We start from the raw sequence: 18,714 nt of genomic DNA, 5'->3' as shown, positions 1-18,714 counted from the left end.
CATAATCAATCTATGCCGGGTAAAAATTATTTAGGATTTACAATGAGTTGAAAAGCCGCACTGTGGCCTTTATCGCTGACCAGAACAAAGGCTAGGGTTGTTTGGTCTGGGTATTTATCTAAGTTTGTGATTGTAAATTCCTGTTTGTGTGTGTCGATTTCCACCTTTGATTGACCTGTTGTCACTGTTGGTGCTGGTGTTATTGTTCCTTGATAATGCAGCTTGTATTCGGTGTTTGGCTCACCATTGATAGAAAGAGTGAAGCTATTATTGGCAGGTGTCAGGCTTTCAGGCGTTACGCTCATACTAATCCCGGCAACAAGTTTAACGTTTAGGGTATCGTTTGCGCCGCGATCATCAAAGATATGCACCGGGTATGTGCCATAATCGTTTCGATTGCCCTTCCATGTAACGGCAAACTCTGTATCGCCATCACGATTGACGTTGCGTTGGAAAGTGAGCCCGCTTGGGCGTTTGGTCATGGTGGTGCGAACAGGTGATTTACCGCCAAATACAGAAATGTAGCGTGTCTCACCAACCACAAGGCTGATTTCTTTTTCTGACAAGGTTAAGGCCTTTGGTCCGCCAAGGTTTTCACAATCCGCAAAGTTAAAGGGGGCCGATTTCTTAAGAGCATTTGCGAGTCCGTCTTGAATATTGGCAATACGATTTTTCAGTAAATTATGAGTTTCAACCAAGGTTGTAATGTGATGGTGAATCGGGGTCAAATCTTGCTGAACTTTATTGGCAACTTCGGCATCAATTTTTGTTTGATCAGGGTGAATGGGTTGTCTGACGTCAAGTAAGCTATTGGGGGTAAATATATTTTCTGCAGAAACAAGGGGGGCAGGAGGCGAAACTTCTCTTGCATTTATCTGTTGGCTGACCAAACCATAAAGCGGTGTGGCATCACCAAGATAGCGCATTGAGCTTTGCTGAACTGTGTCAAAAATGGTGCTTGGGTTTGGCAAGGTTTCATCAAGCAATTCGCGAATATTGTCATCCAATTCGATCAATTTTTGAGTAATCTCTGCCGCGGCTTTAGAGAGCTTGTCTTTATGCTGATTAATAATGCTTTGGTTACTGTCAAAGGTCTGTCTGAGTTTTAGGAGTTCAATCTCAATTGTGCGTGTTTTATCGGTTAGTTTGGAAATTTCAGTTGCAGAGATGAATGCATGAAGTTTTTGGGCGTATTCTTCTTTAAGTAATCTTGGATCGTCTTTCGAGTCGGAGGAATTGCTTTTGTTTGTTTTGGGAGGACGAACAAAACCGTTTGCGTTTTCGTTTCCGTTATTCAGTATGTGACTACTTTGAATTTTCGAACGATTGGTGGTGTTTACTGTCAAATGTGGTTTTTCAGGAATTTCAATAGAACCATATTCTTTTTGAAAATCAATGATTTGTCTGTAAAGAGTTGAATATTCATTATAGAGCGCATTAATTTTTGCATAGTAAGGTACAACAGGGTCCGTGAGTAACCCATTTGCCCGACGCATGATGCAGGCAGCAGCCTTGGCCCCCGTTCGATAAATTTTTCGGCGTTGTTCCGGGGCAAGGATGCGCGAGCCTGAATAAAGAACGGCAGAACCAATGCCAAATCGTGCGATATTGTCCGTTGAAGTTTCTGTGACTGCAGCCCAAATCGTTGCGGCGGCTAAACCCAAAACCCCGACATTCAACATAGATTGTGCATTTGTCAAATCATCAGCCGCATCGCGATAGCTTTTCCAGGCAATCAGTGTATCGGCAAAAGCGAGACAGCTATCCGTGTGGTAAAAATCATTTAAGGAGAGTTGATCGGTGGATAATGATGTGTTCGTGCAAATGAGGTGTGCAGGACTTGGTGTATTTGACAACAGGTCTAAATTTTTTGAAATAGGTGTGTCGACAGGCTCAAACAGAGCACAACCAGATAGATAAAATGCAACAGTACAAATAGCACTATTGCGAAGTAATGCTTTTCGCAACATTTTTCGCTCCCTAACCTTTATTTCCAAATGATGTTTTTTATAATTATTATACAATTATACATCATTGTTATTCTATTTATAAGTGTTTTAGTAGGGCTGGTTTACTTGGGAGAGTTTAGGGAAAATTGCCGCATGATCCAGATAAAGAATAAGATGAACCCAATGCTATAGGATGCAGCAGAGATCAAGGCCCAAGGGGCTATATCAACAATTTCCATCAGTAAGCGGGTGACAACGGAAAGATTTAAGAATGCGAGCATCCATAGCAAAGCAGGCGGAATATGGATTTTTATGCGCAGACGTTGTTGAGTGGTGCGACACATAATGGTTAGGATCAAGGTGCCAAGGGCAGCAATGGTAATTGTATGAATGCCTAAAATGGAATAGGGAGCATTTAAAACTTGCCCCATTGTGCGCAAGACAATCCCAATCAACAACCATGTAAATCCGATATGAAGCCAAAGACATTGCGGGTTGCGACAAAGGCGGAAGACCTGCCAGTGGTAAAGACGCATGATGAGACAAAAGCTTAAGGCTAGGCCACCCGCGACAGAGAGAAAATTCAGACCGCTTAAGTCGCCAACCACAAGGGCGAGGAGAGCGAAAAATCCCTTTTCTTCCCAATAGGATTGCGCACCGGGTTTTAAATGATCATCAAAGGCCTGTATTGCCCCATTGGTGACAGCGGTGACCACACGCCCACCCATCATATAAACCATCGCACAAATCAGATTGAGCCCAAAGATCAAGCTGCGTTCTTCGCCTAAGTCCCAGATGTTCATTCGTCCGAGTTGAAAAAGAGTCTCACCGATGCTAAAGGCGGTTAAAATGGGGGCAAAGGCAAGGTTTCGCCAGCTTTTCGCATTCTTGAATAACGGAACAGCGGCCAGTATAGCGAGTAAAACCGGGAAGGAAATATAAAGGGCTGCCGTGAGTAAAGCGGGGAGGTCTGGAAAAAATAAAGCGATCCGCCCCGCCATCCACAGGACAGTTAAAAAGACCAGATTAATCTTTTTGACACCGTTCAGCAAAAATCCGGTCATAACGGCAAGTGCAAAACCGAAAATCATCTCATGGGCATGATCCTGTGCACTTAGGCTCAAGTCCACAAGCCCCAGATAACTGATGATCCAGAGGGGAATGGAAAGCGCAGCGTGGAGTGCCGCCAACGGGTAGAACAGGCGATAGGCCTGTCGCGTTTTTTGAAAAAGGCCCGCCCCAGCCACAGGACTTAACCCTGCTGGGCGCGGTGCAACATCATATGATCGGCCAGAACGCAGGCCATCATGGCTTCGGCCACAGGCACACCGCGAATACCGACGCAAGGATCATGGCGCCCTTTGGTGATCAGGTTACATTCGTTACCGTGAATGTCGATGGTTTTACGTTCCACCAGAATGGAGCTGGTGGGTTTAATGGCCACACGTACAACAATGTCCTGTCCGCTGGAAATACCGCCCAAGATCCCACCTGCATGGTTGGATAGAAAAACAGGTTTGCCATCTTTCCCCATGCGGATTTCGTCGGCATTTTCTACACCATTCAGGCTAGCGGCATCAAAACCGTCACCAATTTCGACACCTTTGACCGCATTGATCGACATCATAGCCTTGGCGAGATCTGCATCCAGTTTGTCATAAACCGGTTGCCCCCAACCAACGGGAACGCCTTTGGCAACGATTTCAAGAACCGCCCCGATGGAGGAACCGTCCTTGCGGATGCCATCCAGATAGGTTTCCCAATCTTTTGCCATAACCGGGTCGGGGCAGAAGAAGGGGTTGTTGTCAATTTCTGCCCAGTCAAAGCGGGTACGATCAATTTTATGGGGGCCGATTTGAACCAGATAGCCTTTAATGTCGATCGCGTCACCCAAGACTTTGCGTGCAATAGCCCCGGCAGCGACCCGCATGGCGGTTTCGCGTGCACTGGATCGGCCACCACCACGGTAATCGCGGATACCGTATTTTTCCCAATAGGTATAATCGGCGTGACCGGGACGAAATTTATCTTTGATCTCGCCGTAGTCTTTGGATCGTTGATCCGTATTGATGATTTCCAGACCAATGGATGTGCCGGTTGTTTTACCTTCAAACACACCAGAGAGAATGCGAACTTCGTCCGGTTCTTTGCGTTGTGTGGTAAAACGGCTGGTGCCGGGTTTACGTTTTTCCAGCCAAACCTGAATGTCTTCTTCGCTCAATTCAATTTGCGAGGGAACCCCATCGACAACGCAGCCAATGGCGGGACCGTGGCTTTCGCCGAAAGTGGTGAAGCTGAAAACGTGACCGAAACGGTTACCGGACATTTATTTGGCCTTTTGATCGTTTAAGAAGTCGCAATATCGGGGGCGTCCACCGCCTTCATCCCGACGATGTGATAACCGCAATCAACGTGGTGGGTTTCACCTGTGACACCGGAAGACAGGTTGGACAGCAGGTAAAGGCCGGCACCACCAACGTCTTCCAAGGTGACGTTGCGACGAAGTGGGGAGTTTAGCTCGTTCCATTTCAGGATGTAGCGGAAATCGCCAATCCCGCTGGCCGCCAGTGTTTTCATCGGACCGGCAGACAGGGCATTGACACGAATTTTATCTTTGCCAAGGTCTTCTGCCAGATAGCGAACGGATGCTTCCAACGCAGCCTTGGCAACGCCCATGACGTTATAATGCGGGGTGACGCGCTCCGATCCATAATAGGTCAGGGTCACAAGCGCCCCGCCTTCATTCATCATGGCGGCGGCACGTTTGGCAACAGCTGTGAAAGAGAAACACGAGATATCCATTGTTTGCAGGAAGTTGTCGCGGCTTGTATCCACGTAGCGGCCTTTGAGTTCCGATTTATCGGAATAGGCGATTCCATGGAGGACAAAGTCCAATTTGCCCCATTTTTCTTCAAGTGTATCGAAAACAGCATCAATACTGTCTTGATCAGTGACATCGCACGGCAGCATAATGTTAGAACCAACAGACTCGGCCAAGGGGGCAACGCGTTTGAGCAACGCATCGCCTTGATAGGTGAAAGCCAGTTCCGCACCTTGTTCTCTCAGTGCTTTTGTAATGCCCCAAGCGATTGAACGCTCGTTGGCGACTCCCATAATCAGGCCTTTTTTACCAGCCATAAGCGCAGGCACAGTCATGACATCCTCACTTCAAACTTCTGTAACTATGATAATTGAAGCTCTTTTAGCCTTTTTTCAAAGAAAGCTTCAATAATTCTTTGAACTTTGTATAGGATATTATCAGCAAAGGGGAAAGAATTCTCTCGTCACAATTTTAAAGTTTTTAGTAACAGTCGGTAACAAAAAATGGGCGCTTCTAAAAAAATGTCGTTTGATATGACAAATCTTGCACAAATCTGGTCATTGATCCTGCGTCGCTTCGGGGAAGACCAATGTCTGCGTATTGCGGCATCGTTGAGTTATACGTCTTTGTTATCACTGGTGCCGTTGATGGCGATCAGTTTTGCGATTTTTGCGGCCTTTCCTGCCTTTGATGGGGTGCAGCATCAGTTACAAGCTTATGTGTTTGAGAACTTTGTCCCCGCAGCTGGGGATGCGGTTGCAAAATATCTGCAAACCTTCACTGAAAAAACAGGCGGTATGACAACGGTAGGCATCGTTGGTTTAGGCGTGACGGCGATTATGTTGCTGTCCACAATCGAAGATGCCATGAACCGAATTTTCAGGGTGCGTGAAAAAAGACCCTTTGTTTCGCGTTTGTTGATGTTTTGGGCCTTGATGACATTGGGGCCGCTGTTAATGGGGGCCAGTTTGTCCTTATCGACATACTTTTATGCCTTGACCAATTGGGTGGATGTCAGCGGTGTCGGCGGGATCAATGTATCGTCGTTTGCCAGTGTGATCCTACCTAATGTAATGATGATGGCGGCGTTGACTTTTTTCTATGTTTTTGTGCCCAATCGGACAATTTCTTTTCGAAACGGCATTATCGGGGGGGTGACAGCGGGTTTCTTTTTTGCGGTTTTAAAGAAATTATTTGGGCTTTATGTTTCTCATTTTCCGTCCTATCAGGCGATCTATGGCGTCTTGGCAACAATCCCCATTTTTCTCATCTGGATGTATCTCACATGGGCGGTGGTCTTGATTGGGGCGTTATTGACGGCGACGTTGGAAGACTGGGGAAGAAATGCTTTTCGTAATGGAAAGATTATTTCACCGTCGGACAAAATGGCGGCGGCGTTGCATGCGTTGCGTCTTTTAAAAGAACAGCACGTCAAAGGCGGCGCATTATCGGATAAAATATTAAACCGGGAATTAGGGACGCATGTGGCCTCTGTTGTGATGAAAGCCTTGAAAAAGGCTGGTTTTGTGGCTTTAAGTCAGGATGATAAATGGGTGCTGGCTCGTGATTTGCAAAATGCGCAATTGAATGAGCTCTACACTGTCTTGGGATTGGATCTTGAAAATCCATCTATCGGGGCGCGAGCCTCTCAAGCTCTTAAAGAGGCAGAAATGGCTCGCATGAAAGCGATGGAGAAAACATTATACGATATTATGGATTGATTTCCCATTTAGTTATGTTGATTTTTGGTTGGGTTTAGTTCATCTTTATAATAATCAAAAGGAACATTGCGTCGAAGAAAATGAAATGCGTTTAAAACGGACCTTGGTGCTGTTGTTTGTCTTTCTTTTGCAAACTCAAACAGTCTATGCCTATGAAAAAGTGAGCTTGAAACTCCAGTGGTTAGATCAATTTCAATTTGCCGGATATTATATGGCGAAGGAAAAAGGGTTCTATAACGATTATGGACTGGAGGTTTCCATACAGCCGTTTACTTTTGAATCTAATGATGTCGTCACACAGGTTTTAACGGGAAAAGCAACCTACGGAACGGGGCGGTCTTCGTTGTTGGCGGCACGTGTCCAAGGCAAACCCGTTGTCGTACTGGCTGCGATCTTTCAGGATACACCTTCTGTTCTTTTAACAAGAAAAGATACGGGGATTGAAAATATATCCGATTTGATCGGACGAAAGATCATGATTACCCCTGATGAATTAGGGGCTGCGGCTACAATGGGCATGTTGCAGCAAGAAGGGGTGCGTGCCTTTGATATCATCCGTCAAAAGCACAGCTATAATCTGGATGATTTAATATTAGGTCATACCGATGCAATGGCGTGTTATATTTCAAATGAACCCTTTCTTTTGAAAGAAAAAGGGATAGCCTTTAATGGTTTTGCCCCGAAAGATTATGGGCAGGCTTTTTATGGTGATTTACTGTTTACATCCGAACATGAAATTCGTGCAAATCCTAAACGCGTAAAAGCCTTTCGTGAAGCTTCATTGATGGGTTGGGCTTATGCGTTTAATCATATTGAAGAAACGGTTCAGGTTATAAAGAAAAGCTACAACGGACAGAATAAATCGGTTGAAAGTTTAATCTTTGAAGGGCAGGAATTGCGCAAGTTGGCGTATAAAGACGGGGTTGATTTGGGCAATGTGACGGCGGATAAATTTCGCCAAATTGCGCAGTTGTATTATGAAATCGGCATTTTCCCTGAAATCTATACATTTGATGGATTTATCTGGCAGGAATAATCGCGCGTTAAAGCCGTTTTTGAACCAACGTATCCAGTGTGCTGGAAAAACGCGAGCGATCATTCTTTGAAAAGGGGCGATTGCCGCCCCCGTCAATTTCACCGATGTCGCGCAGATGGGTCATTAAATCCCGTGTGGCAAGTGCCATCCCGATACTGTCCGGTGTAAAGGTTTTGCCGTTATGTCCAAGGACATCGGCCCCTTTTTTGATGCAACGATCAGCCAGCGGAATATCCCCTGTGATGCAGATATCGTTCTCTTGAATATGTTCTGCGATCCAGTTGTCGGCTTCGTCAGGGCCTTGCGGGGCGACCACAATGTTGATCAGTGTGCTTTGTGGCAAGCGAAGCCATTGGTTAGAGACGAAATGCACTTTGACATTTCGTCTTGCAACCACTTTAAGAACCTCATCCTTTACCGGACAGGCATCTGCATCGACATAAATTTCAACCATCAGGATTGAGGTTTTAAATCAGAAAAGTCGTAGTCGTCAATATCGACGTAAAGTGTGTAGATTTCACCATCTCGCCAAAACGTAATGGGAACTTTCTTTTGCCCGATTTCCTTTCGGGCAAGTTCGACATAATGCTGGGCATCTTTAATGGGAACTTCGCGGATACCCAGCAGGATATCGTCCTGCATGATATTGGCGCGAAAGGCAGAAGAATCTTTAACCACAACCGTTACAAAAGCGCCCATATTGCTATTGACCTGTTTGCGTTGTTCTTTGGTCAGGTCGCGGACATATAACCCCAGTCCACCAGGGCGTTTTTTGGCGAAAAACATGGCCTCTTGGTCATAGTTAGTGACGGTGTAGGGGATGTAGGTTGTTTTTTTCGTGTATGTTGTACTTGTCCCGGAATAATATGTCGGTGAATAACCGCTTGAATAATCGTTAAAGCTGCCGGAATGATAGGTTGTTTGCGTATCCGGTGTCGATAATGCGAAGGTTTTGGATTCTTTGTCCGTCATGGCTGTTGCATAAACGACCAGTTCGGCACCGACTTTCTTCGCAACTGTCTTTAATTGGGCCTTGTCACCAAGTTCTCCATTGAAACTGGAGTTTCCAATATAGCTGTATCCATTTTCCAGCATTTTATAGAGTGTCTCTTTCCCTTTTTTTTGAGAGACCGAAATAATCTTGATCTCACCAGAAGGGGGGAGCGTGTTATATGGTGTTGGCGTTGTGCCGTTTGCGGTATAATACTTGTCAAAATTATTGACGCAGGCGGATAACGCCAAAAGTAAAAATATTGAAAAAAGTGCGCGCATCAAACCGATCCATCGTTTTATTAACTAACTTATGGAAGCATACAGATGGCTGCTTAAAACCTAAAGAAAAATCAGGATTTTTTTGCACGCACATTATAAGGTTTGCGTTCTGCCCAGCCTTTGACGAATTCAATAAATTCTTTATCGGATTTTTCCGGCAGCATGACGCGTAATTTGACATATTGGTCGCCGCGTGTGCCATCTTTTGCTTTGATGCCTTTGCCACGCAGGCGCAGGGTTGTACCGGAATTTGCATGTTCTGGGACTTTGACATGCACAGGACCATCGATGGTTGGGGCTTCGATTTTTGCCCCCATGATCGCTTCGGGGACGGTAATCGGTAAATCAAGATGGATATCGTTGCCTTTGCGCGAAAACATTGGGTCCGGCTTGATGTGAATTTCGACCATTGCATCGCCACTGGGCGCACCGTTCAGGCCCGGCATGCCTTGGCCTTTTAGTCGCAAAGATTGACCATCTTCAAAACCGGCTGGGACGTTGACACTCAGTTCTTTTCCGGTGGGCAAGCGCACTGTTTTTTTACACCCGCGTGCGGCCTCAGAAAAAGTCAGTTCCAGCCAGCAATTGACCGTTGCCCCTTTTCTTTGCGGATGGGTTTCTTCGCCGAAGCCGCCACCAAAATCAAAGCCGCCACCGAACCCGCGCCCTAAATCGGCGAAGGGGTCTTCCTTGGCTTTTTGTCCACGGGCCTGATTGGCAAAATCCTTGAATATATCGTGAAAGCCACCCGCGCCAAACCCGCCGGCATTGCCGCCGCGACGTTGCCCGCCAAAACCACCAGAACGAAAGGTCGGATTGCCTTCGGCATCGATCTGTCCACGATCATATTGATTGCGTTTATCATCATCGGACAGCAATTGATAGGCGGCCTGAATTTCTTTGAAACGTTCTTCGGCCTTGGTGTCGCCCTGGTGCAAATCAGGATGATTTTGGCGTGCGAGTTTACGATAGGCTGCTTTGATATCGATTTTTGTTGAATCTTTGGGGATACCAAGAACTCTATATGGGTCTTTCATCGTCGGACTCTATCCTGTAATGCCGCTTATTTTTCGCGCATAAATAATCTGCTCTGCGACTTTAGTCAACGGTTCGCCATGTTCCGTCCGGTCTGCGGCAGGCTGTCCCGGTTATGGTTTCAAGCTGACCGTCAATGGTGACTGTGTTGCTGTATTCGCGGCACGGTTCTTTTGCGCCCGGTTCGTAATAGGTTTTTGTCGGGGTAATGCGACCGGAATTGCCCGTGTCGGGGTTGGACCACGTGGATGTTTGTCCAACGGATTTATGTTCCAGTGCGTTCTGTGTGGCGTTTGCCATTTTCATACGGTCCAGCTCGTCCATGGATTGACCGATGGAACTACCAAGCCATGCGCCCGCTAATGTGCCCAGTGCGACACCGACAAGACTGCCTTTTCCCTTACCAAGGTTGGACCCGATTACGGCACCGCCGACCGCACCGATGATGGTGCCGACGGTTTGTTTCGGATTGTCTTCCATTGTTGTTTGACAGGCACCAAGCATGGAAACGGCGGCAATTGCACAAGCAAATTTGGAAACAGACATGATCTTTAACCTTTCATGCGGGTTGACAAACGCCTATCTAAGACGTTCATTAGGGGCGAACCCTTTAATCGTTTCTTATAATTTAGGACAGTAAAGCCGTGACGCAAAGCCCTAATCCCATTTCTTTGTTCCATGAGTGGCTGGCAGAGGCCGAAAAAACTGAAATCAATGACCCGACTGCGATGTCTTTGGCAACGGCAACCAAGGATGCCATTCCTTCTGTCCGTATGGTTTTGTTAAAAGGGGCTGATGATAAAGGGTTTGTCTTTTATACCAACCTTGGCAGTCGTAAAGCGGGTGAATTACATGAAAACCCGAATGCAGCCTTGTGTTTGCATTGGAAATCCTTGCGCAAACAGGTCCGCGTCGAAGGTTCTATCGAACCTGTCAGTGCAGAAGAGGCCGATGCTTATTTTCAAAGCCGTGCGCGTGTCAGCCGTATCGGGGCGTGGGCGTCTAAACAATCACAAGAAATGGAAGGGCGCTGGGAACTGGAAAAACGCGTTGCTGAATATACAGCGAAATTCGGTATCGGTGAAATTCCACGCCCGGATTTTTGGTCCGGTTTCCGCCTTAAACCACGCCAAATTGAATTTTGGGCGGATCAAAAATTTCGACTCCATGACCGTATTGTTTATAAAATGAAAGATGACGGCTGGGACGTGGTGCGCTTATTCCCTTAATTAAAATCAGATAAGGCCATTGAATTGTGAATATCAGCCCGGAAGAACTGAATAAACCGCGCTTGATGCGTCTGGCGACCTATGCGTCCGTGGCTGTGGCCTCAATCCTGATTGTGGTGAAGTTTTACGCATGGCTGGCAACGGATTCTGTCAGTCTGTTGTCGACTTTGATTGATTCTGTTCTGGATGTCGGGGCGTCATTGGTCAACTTGATTGCCGTTCATTATGCCTTGCAACCTGCGGACCGCGAACATCGTTTTGGTCACGGCAAGGCAGAACCTTTGGCCGGGTTGATGCAGTCGGGCTTTATTTTTGCCTCTGCCTTGTTTTTGATTGTGGAAACCGGACGTCGATTTATCCAACCGCGCGCCATTGAAAACAGTGATATGGGCATTGTGGTCATGGTGTTGTCGATTGTATTGACAATCGGGTTGGTCAGTTTTCAACGTTACGTGGTACGCAAAACCCGTTCTGTGGCGGTTTCTGCGGACTCCTTGCACTATATGACCGATATTCTGGTGAATGCGGGTGTTATTGTGGCGCTACTGGTTTCGGCCTATACGGGATGGTTGTGGTTTGATCCACTGATCGCCGGGGTGATTGCCGCTTATATTTTGTGGAGTGTGCGCGAAATTGCAATGGATGCCTTTGATCTGTTGATGGATCGGGAATTTCCTGACGAAGAGCGTAAGGAAATTGCAAAATGCGTTCGTGCTCATGCCAAGGTCAATGGAATGCATGATTTAAGAACACGTTCCAGCGGGCCACAACAGTTTATTCAATTGCATTTGGAACTGGATGGGGACATGGCATTGCGTGATTGTCATGAAATCGCAGACGAAGTTGCGGCGTCTTTGCGCATATTGTACCCGGACGCGGAAATCCTGATCCATCAGGATCCCCACGATATCGAAGAAGATACCCCGAATTTTGCCCGTTAAAGATATGTTGTGGCCTAGTTGAAAGCTGCACCGGGCTGTGCGCCAAATTTTTTCAATATTTTTGCCAAGGGACAAAAACCTGTAAAGGCAGCTTGAAACATGTTGGCCCCGACGAAGGCTGTCAGCCACCAGAAATTGGGGTGGACAAAAAAAGTCAAGGCAAGCGACAGCAGGATAACGCCGCCGGCAAAGGCCATTACAAGGCGATCAATCGTCATTGGATATATCCTCATTTTGATCCGTTGGGCAATAAAGCCCGTATAAGGTCATGATAATCTGTTCGACTTCACGAGAAGCCAGCGAATAGAAAATGGTTTGAGACTCTCGTCTGGTTTTGACCAGTTTCTGTGCTCTGAGTTTTGCAAGATGTTGTGATAGGGCAGATTGTTTCAAACCAATCAGGCTTTCTAATTCCCCGACCGATTTTTCCCCTCTGCCCAATTGGCACAGGATCATCAAGCGTCGTTCACTGCCCATGATTTTGAGCAACTCTGATGCGGCAATCGCTTTATCTTTAAAAACATCAATATTCATAGTTGCTAATTTAGCTATCTGTGATACATTTGTCAATACGATTTGTATCAAGGAGTTTTTCGATGAAATGGTTTGGCGCTATCAGTTTGGTTGTTGTGGGCACTCTGCAAATTTCTTCTGTTTTTGCACAAGAAAGCTATGCGGTTGCCCGTGAAGAAATCAATGATAGAAAAGCCGTGTTGGCAACGGTGCAAACAGTCGATATGACACCGGCGCGTGCGCGTATCGGTGGAACCATTGTTGAACTTCTTGTTGATGAAGGCAGTGCTGTTCGTGCCGGGCAGATCATTGCTCGCGTGGTAGATGAAAAAATCAATCTTGAAAAACAGGCGCTAGAAGCACGAAGGGCATCCTTGCAGGCGGAACGTAAACTGGCGGAAATCGGGCTGGATCGTGCTCAGCGATTGCGCAAAACCGGGGCCGGTTCGCAAGCCAAATTGGATGAAGCACGCACCAATCTGGATGTGGTGGTAAAAAACCTGAAAGCGATGGAAAGTGACCGGGAATTGATCTTGCAGCGTGAACGCGAAGGATCCGTCTTATCGCCATCCAATGGGCGGGTTATTCGCGTCAATGTGACAACAGGTGTGGTTGTGATGCCGGGCGAAGCAATCGCCAATATCGCCGATGAAACTTATATTTTACGCATTGAAGTCCCGGAACGTCATGCCCGCTTTATCCGTAAAGGTGATCTGGTTTCTATAACGCAGGCCGCCGTCGAGGAAAGTCAAGGTGTTGTGCGTCAAGTTTACCCGGAAATGCGCAATGGGCGTGTGGTCGCAGATGTGGAAGTCGCCGGATTGGGGGATTATTTTATCGGAGAACGCATCCGCGTTTATGTCTCGACAGGGAAACGTGCAACGTATCTGGTCCCGCAACGCTTTGTCTTTACCCGATATGGTTTGTATTTTGTCGTGTTGGAAGGTAATCGCGAAATTGTCGTACAGCCGGGCCGTCACATTGGGGATAAAATCGAGATCTTATCCGGCTTGCAAGATGGTGATATGTTGATCGGGGGGCAGCTATGAAGCTCGGCATTTCCGGTTATATTACCAAGGTGTTCATTACATCACCCTTGACGCCCCTGTTATTACTCGCTTCGTTGGTTGTCGGTATGGTGGCTTTGGTTATGCTACCACGTGAAGAGGAACCGCAAATCTCCGTTCCGATGGTGGATATTCTGGTTTCCGCAAATGGATTGAAAGCCGCAGATGCGGTCGAACTGGTCAGTGAACCGTTGGAAGATATTATCAAAGGGATTGATGCCGTTGAACATGTCTATTCCCAAACACAAGATGATCAGGTTGTTGTAACGGCACGTTTTTTAGTCGGCACCAGCGAAGATGACGCCATTTTACGTGTTCATGAAAATATTCGGGCAAATCTGGACCGGTTGCCTTTAGGAATACCGGAACCCTTGATCGTTGGGCGTGGCATTAATGATGTGGCGATTGTCACCTTGACCCTTTCCCCGAAAAACGAGGTTGCAGAACGTTGGACAGATAATGGTTTGCATACTCTGGCTGATGAGTTGCAGCATGAATTGGTCAAGGTTGATAATGTGGGCCTCAGTTATATCGTTGGGGGACGTGCGGATCAAATCAGGGTGGAACCGGACCCGGAAAAACTGGCGCTTTACGGTATTTCCTTGAACCAGTTGATCGAAAAAATTCAGCATGCCAACCGTTCTTTTATGATCGGTCGCCTACGCGAGGCCAATCAATCTGTGCCTGTTGTTGCCGGGCAAACGTTGCAAGGCATACCGGATGTTGGATTGTTGTTGCTGACCAGTCATGATGGTCGTCCTGTTTATATTAAAGATGTGGCTTCTGTCGTTGTCGGTGCGCGTGAAGAAGAAAAACGTGTCTGGCAGATGGAAAAACGCGATGATGGAACGCTGGTGCGCAAACCCGCTGTTACATTGGCTTTTGCCAAACGTCAAGGGGCCAATGCGGTTTTTGTGGCAGAGGGTATCCTAAAACGTCTTGAAACAGTACAGGGGAAACTTGTTCCCGCAGATATCAATGTGGATGTCACCCGAAATTATGGTGAGACGGCAACGGAAAAAGCGGATGAATTGCTGTTCCATTTGGGGCTGGCAACCGTTTCTATTGTGATCCTGATCTTCTTTACGGTTGGCTGGCGCGAGGCGGTCGTGGTTGCGGTTGTTATCCCGACAACGATTTTGTTGACGTTATTTGCCTCTTACCTGATGGGCTATACGATTAACCGGGTCAGCCTGTTTGCCCTGATTTTTTCTATCGGGATTTTGGTCGATGATGCCATTGTTGTGGTTGAAAACATCGTACGGCATTGGAATATGAAAGACGGACGCCCCCCGTTACAAGCGGCAATTGAAGGGGTGGCAGAAGTCGGAAACCCGACAATTATCGCAACCTTGACCATTGTTGCCGCCTTGTTGCCGATGATGTTTGTCTCCGGTCTGATGGGGCCGTATATGAGCCCGATCCCGGCTAATGCTTCAGCGGCGATGTTGTTTTCTTTCTTTGTCGCTGTGATCATAACACCGTGGTTGTTGATGTTATTGCGTGGTCGTATGCTGGAAGAAGGCAGTCACGCTCATGATCTGGATGGGGGTAAGATGGGGCGTTTTTACGAACGCTTTGCCCGTCCCATCATTGAAGATCGCAGCAAATCGAAAAAGCTGCTGATCATTGTCGGGGTGGCGACAATTGCGGCTTGCGGGTTATTTTATACCAAAAGCGTAACTGTCAAACTGTTGCCGTTTGATAATAAATCTGAAATTCAGGTGGTAATTGATCTGCCCGAAGGGGCCAGTTTGGAAATGACGGACCGTGTTGCACATGACGTTGCCGAACAGTTAAAAGATATTCCTGAATTGCTGAATATGCAGGCTTATGTCGGAACGTCCATGCCCTTTAACTTTAATGGGTTGGTGCGCCATTATTATCTGCGTGATAAACCTGAATTGGGTGATGTTCAGCTTAATTTACGGCCCAAACATGACCGAGATCGTGAAAGCCACGAAATTGCATTGGAAGTCCGTGACCGCCTGAAAAATGTGAACACACCGGACGGTACATCGTTGAAAGTGGTCGAAGTCCCACCGGGGCCACCTGTCATGGCGACTTTATTGACCGAAGTTTACGGACCGGATGGACAAACCCGGCGCGAGGCGGCAAGTAAATTGCGCGCAATTTTTAAAGAGATTGATTTTATCGTAGATGTAGATGACAGTTTCGGCGTGCCCAGCGACCGTCTGCGTTTGGAAATTGACCAGCAGCGCCTTGAATATCATGGGGTTGAACAAGAAGCCGTTTATGACACACTCGCAGCGCTGTTGGGTGGGGTGCGTGTCGGATATTCCCATCGCGGGGAAGGCACTGATCCGATGGAAATTATGGTACGCCTGCCCAAAGAAGACCTGTATATGTCACAACGCCTGTTATCAACCCCCATCCCGTCGGCGTCCGGTAATGTGGAACTGGGCGAAGTTGTACAGATTGTGCGTGAAAAAGCATCCTATCCTATTTTCCGACGTGATGGCTATGCCTTGGAAATGGTCACAGCTGAACTGGCAGGACGTTATGAAGCTCCGATATATGGGATGTTTGCGGTGGAAGAGGCCATTGAGCAGGCAGATTGGGGAGAACTGGGATCCGTTGCCCTGAAATACCACGGACAGCCTGCCAATGAAAATGACGTGACCTTTTTGTGGGATGGGGAATGGGAAATTACCTATGTGACCTTTCGCGATATGGGCGCTGCTTTTGGGGTGGCTATTCTGGCGATTTATCTGTTGGTTGTCGGCCAATTCGGGAGTTTCAGGTTGCCGTTGGTGATCCTTGTTCCGGTGCCGTTGACTTTGATCGGGATTGTACTGGGGCACTGGTTGTTTTCTGCGCCATTTACGGCAACATCTATGATCGGCTTTATTGCATTAGCGGGGATTATTGTACGAAATTCCATCTTGTTGGTGGATTTCATTCGGCATCGAATTAATGATGGTCGCCCGTTGCGCAATATTTTGTTGGAAGCTGGTATGATCCGGTTCAAGCCAATTTTCCTGACAGCTGCGGCAGCTATGATTGGGGCAGCCTTTATCCTCGCCGATCCGATTTTTCAGGGTCTGGCTATATCGCTGGTGTTCGGTCTGTTTTCCTCAACTGCGTTGACGTTGTTGGTTATCCCTGCGATTTATGTCGTATTACGCGATGATGGGCGAGAGATGAATTAAATTTCATAAACAAGAGGTTTTGGGGAGAGAGGCGAGCAATCAAGGTATTGAGTATAGTGGTCAATCTTCATGGGTTTGGCATAAAGAAAGCCTTGGGCGAAATCGCAGTCTAGGTCGCGTAATACACGAGCTTCCTCAACTTCTTCAACACCTTCGGCGACCACTTTGCAGCCCATCGTGTGAAAGAGCTTAATCAGTGAAGTAGTGATTTCACGGTTTTGTGGACATTGGTGGATATTTTTAACAAAACTACGGTCAATTTTGATCGTATCAAATTGTACTTGTTTGAGGTAAGACAGGGACGAATACCCCGTTCCAAAGTCATCCAAAGCCAGTGAAAACCCTTGTCGTTGCAGGCGTTTTAAATTGTTGTGGGTGATGTAATCTTCATCCAGAAACGTGCTTTCCGTGACTTCGATCTCAAACTGGTTTGGGTGAAGACAGCAGATTTGTGTGCAATCCAGTAAATGATCGACGTAATTGGGGTCGCGTAATTCGTGAACACTGGCGTTAATCGCAAGGGTATGGTGACAGCGATTGAAATCATGGATTAAGTTCAGATCGTTGCATATGTTGTTGTGCACAAGATGTCCAACGGCGTTGATCATGCCGGTTCGTTCTGCAATGGGGATAAAGTCGGAAGGCGGGACAAATTTACCATGTTTGTCTTGCCAACGAATAAGAACTTCACCAGATGTGATGGCATGCGTTGCAAGATTGATTTTCGGTTGATAGTAATTGACGAAGGTTTTGTCTTGAATAGCTGCCTTAAGGCGTTTTTTGAGATGAATATGCTGAACGTAGTCATGCCCTAATTGTGCATTATAGGTGATAAATCCGGCACGCGAGGTTTCTTTTGCTTTGAACAAGGCAATATCACATTTGCGGATCAAACTTTTGATGCGTGTTGCATTATCGGGATAAAGCGCCGTCCCGATTGAAGATTCAAGCGTTATATGTTCGTCTCGGATTTGTAAATCGCATTGGAGTAGGTGTGTAAGTTCGTTATTGGTATGGGTGAGAACTTCAATGTCTTCAATATGACGCGCGATAATGAATTCGTTGCTGGCAGTTCGACCGATCAAGGCATCGGGTAAACGCCGTGTCAGTTCTATCGCCATTTTTTTTAGAATTTCATCACCAAAATCGTGACCGTGAATGTCGTTAATGTGACGAAATCCGCGGATATCCAGCAAGGCGAGCAGAAGGGGTGTTTCACCACGTTGTTCAATTTTGCTTTTCAATGTTTGAATAAAATGGGAGGCATTGGCCAACCCGGTGAGACGGTCGTTGCACATGGCGTCAAATAATTTCATTTCCGCTCGACGCCGGTTATAATCACTAAGAAAGAGGGAGGTGAAATTGGCGATGGATTCCGTAAAATAAATCTCATCAATCGACCATCGGTGCGCGGTATGTTCGAATTCACAACAGACAATCCCTTTGGTTTGCGCATCAATTTGAATGCCAGCACAAAGTTGTGCACAAATGGGACGATCAAAAAAATGTAAGGGGGCGAGACTGCGTTTGGGCAACGTGACGGTATTGTCCACGGTATAAATAAATTCTCGATCCAATATATCTATCAGGTCGCAAAGTTCCGCACTTTTTAGAAAAGGTTGTGCCGGTTCGTTTGATGCAAGGCATTGCCAGTGACCTTTTTGTGTTTCGTCTACAGTCCAGATACCGATCCGTGCATGGGGAAGGGCCTGTGTTAGGGTATGAACGATATCTTCCATTGCATGATAAAGGTCTCCGCACAAAACGGCAGGACTGCGCGATAAGGTTCGAAAGGCCTGCATATGATTGAAAAGGGTGGCTTTGTCATGTTTTTCTGGGCTGTATTGCATGGCATTTCTTTCCCGGAATTATATCTACTTTGTTTATATTGTTTTTAATTCATGTAACTTCAAGGAAATAAAAAAGCCCTTTGCAAGATGTTCGCAAAGGGCTTTTT

General features: G+C 46.8%; 17 protein-coding genes. 6 read left to right on the top strand and 11 right to left on the bottom strand.

Annotation, left to right across the window (positions count from 1 at the left end):
• Positions 1-26: 26 nt before the first annotated feature.
• From ACI0FF_RS12580 to fabI, 4 genes are all read right to left on the bottom strand, one after another.
• Positions 27-1,970 carry a hypothetical protein gene (locus tag ACI0FF_RS12580; protein ID WP_419797162.1) on the bottom strand — a complete coding sequence of 648 codons (1,944 nt, stop codon included), beginning with the start codon at positions 1,968-1,970 and terminating at the stop codon, positions 27-29.
• A 101-nt stretch (positions 1,971-2,071) separates the two neighbouring features.
• Positions 2,072-3,196 (bottom strand): NnrS family protein, encoded by a 1,125-nt coding sequence (locus ACI0FF_RS12575; RefSeq protein WP_419797161.1) that lies wholly within the window; start codon positions 3,194-3,196, stop codon positions 2,072-2,074.
• A 5-nt stretch (positions 3,197-3,201) separates the two neighbouring features.
• Positions 3,202-4,275, bottom strand: a complete 1,074-nt coding sequence (aroC, locus tag ACI0FF_RS12570; RefSeq protein WP_419797160.1) for a chorismate synthase — start codon at positions 4,273-4,275, stop codon at positions 3,202-3,204.
• A gap of 20 nt (positions 4,276-4,295) precedes the next feature.
• A complete protein-coding gene (gene fabI, locus ACI0FF_RS12565) occupies positions 4,296-5,105 on the bottom strand; it encodes an enoyl-ACP reductase FabI (RefSeq protein ID WP_419797159.1) in 810 nt (269 codons plus the stop codon).
• Positions 5,106-5,303: 198 nt separating this feature from the next.
• Between fabI and ACI0FF_RS12560 the strand changes: the two genes are divergently transcribed.
• Together ACI0FF_RS12560 and ACI0FF_RS12555 are read left to right on the top strand one after the other, a co-directional pair.
• The gene (locus tag ACI0FF_RS12560; RefSeq protein ID WP_419797158.1) at positions 5,304-6,491 is read left to right on the top strand and encodes a YihY family inner membrane protein; all 1,188 of its coding nucleotides are present in this window, start codon (positions 5,304-5,306) and stop codon (positions 6,489-6,491) included.
• Positions 6,492-6,576: 85 nt separating this feature from the next.
• The gene (locus tag ACI0FF_RS12555) at positions 6,577-7,527 is read left to right on the top strand and encodes an ABC transporter substrate-binding protein (RefSeq protein WP_419797157.1); all 951 of its coding nucleotides are present in this window, start codon (positions 6,577-6,579) and stop codon (positions 7,525-7,527) included.
• Between the two features lie 7 nt (positions 7,528-7,534).
• Here ACI0FF_RS12555 and ACI0FF_RS12550 read toward each other — a convergent pair whose 3' ends face one another.
• The 4 genes from ACI0FF_RS12550 to ACI0FF_RS12535 all read right to left on the bottom strand — a co-directional run bounded on the left by ACI0FF_RS12550 (position 7,535) and on the right by ACI0FF_RS12535 (position 10,380).
• The gene (locus ACI0FF_RS12550) at positions 7,535-7,981 is read right to left on the bottom strand and encodes a YaiI/YqxD family protein (RefSeq protein WP_417820476.1); all 447 of its coding nucleotides are present in this window, start codon (positions 7,979-7,981) and stop codon (positions 7,535-7,537) included.
• Positions 7,981-8,799, bottom strand: coding sequence for a PDZ domain-containing protein (locus ACI0FF_RS12545; protein ID WP_419797156.1), 819 nt, complete (start codon positions 8,797-8,799; stop codon positions 7,981-7,983). The genes ACI0FF_RS12550 and ACI0FF_RS12545 overlap by 1 nt, the downstream gene beginning before the upstream one ends.
• Positions 8,800-8,870: 71 nt before the next feature.
• Positions 8,871-9,836 (bottom strand): DnaJ C-terminal domain-containing protein, encoded by a 966-nt coding sequence (locus tag ACI0FF_RS12540; protein WP_419797155.1) that lies wholly within the window; start codon positions 9,834-9,836, stop codon positions 8,871-8,873.
• Positions 9,837-9,897: 61 nt separating this feature from the next.
• The gene (locus ACI0FF_RS12535) at positions 9,898-10,380 is read right to left on the bottom strand and encodes an RT0821/Lpp0805 family surface protein (protein WP_419797154.1); all 483 of its coding nucleotides are present in this window, start codon (positions 10,378-10,380) and stop codon (positions 9,898-9,900) included.
• Between the two features lie 98 nt (positions 10,381-10,478).
• Here ACI0FF_RS12535 and pdxH point away from each other — a divergent pair, with 98 nt between their 5' ends.
• Both pdxH and ACI0FF_RS12525 read left to right on the top strand, forming a co-directional pair.
• A complete protein-coding gene (pdxH, locus tag ACI0FF_RS12530; protein ID WP_417820472.1) occupies positions 10,479-11,063 on the top strand; it encodes a pyridoxamine 5'-phosphate oxidase in 585 nt (194 codons plus the stop codon).
• 26 nt (positions 11,064-11,089) lie between these two features.
• Positions 11,090-12,004 carry a cation diffusion facilitator family transporter gene (locus tag ACI0FF_RS12525; protein ID WP_419797153.1) on the top strand — a complete coding sequence of 305 codons (915 nt, stop codon included), beginning with the start codon at positions 11,090-11,092 and terminating at the stop codon, positions 12,002-12,004.
• A 14-nt stretch (positions 12,005-12,018) separates the two neighbouring features.
• Here the strand turns inward: ACI0FF_RS12525 and ACI0FF_RS12520 are convergent, their stop codons facing one another.
• Complete coding sequence (locus ACI0FF_RS12520) at positions 12,019-12,222, bottom strand: YgaP family membrane protein (protein WP_419797152.1); 204 nt, start codon at positions 12,220-12,222, stop codon at positions 12,019-12,021.
• Positions 12,212-12,538, bottom strand: a complete 327-nt coding sequence (locus ACI0FF_RS12515) for an ArsR/SmtB family transcription factor (RefSeq protein ID WP_419797151.1) — start codon at positions 12,536-12,538, stop codon at positions 12,212-12,214. The genes ACI0FF_RS12520 and ACI0FF_RS12515 overlap by 11 nt, the downstream gene beginning before the upstream one ends.
• Before the next feature lie 62 nt (positions 12,539-12,600).
• Between ACI0FF_RS12515 and ACI0FF_RS12510 the strand changes: the two genes are divergently transcribed.
• Together ACI0FF_RS12510 and ACI0FF_RS12505 are read left to right on the top strand one after the other, a co-directional pair.
• On the top strand, positions 12,601-13,566 hold the full coding sequence (locus ACI0FF_RS12510) for an efflux RND transporter periplasmic adaptor subunit (protein WP_419797150.1): 966 nt from the start codon (positions 12,601-12,603) through the stop codon (positions 13,564-13,566).
• A complete protein-coding gene (locus ACI0FF_RS12505; protein WP_419797149.1) occupies positions 13,563-16,757 on the top strand; it encodes an efflux RND transporter permease subunit in 3,195 nt (1,064 codons plus the stop codon). Before ACI0FF_RS12510 ends, ACI0FF_RS12505 begins: the two co-directional genes overlap by 4 nt.
• Here the strand turns inward: ACI0FF_RS12505 and ACI0FF_RS12500 are convergent.
• The gene (locus tag ACI0FF_RS12500; RefSeq protein ID WP_419797148.1) at positions 16,754-18,607 is read right to left on the bottom strand and encodes a putative bifunctional diguanylate cyclase/phosphodiesterase; all 1,854 of its coding nucleotides are present in this window, start codon (positions 18,605-18,607) and stop codon (positions 16,754-16,756) included. The two genes, ACI0FF_RS12505 and ACI0FF_RS12500, sit on opposite strands and share 4 nt — an antisense overlap.
• Positions 18,608-18,714: the final 107 nt, after the last annotated feature.

This window comes from Terasakiella sp. 4MB5A, from assembly GCF_050058155.1.
In the GTDB taxonomy this organism is placed as follows: Bacteria; Pseudomonadota; Alphaproteobacteria; order Rhodospirillales; family Terasakiellaceae; genus Terasakiella; species Terasakiella halodenitrificans.
This window is presented reverse-complemented; position numbering and strand designations above follow the sequence as displayed.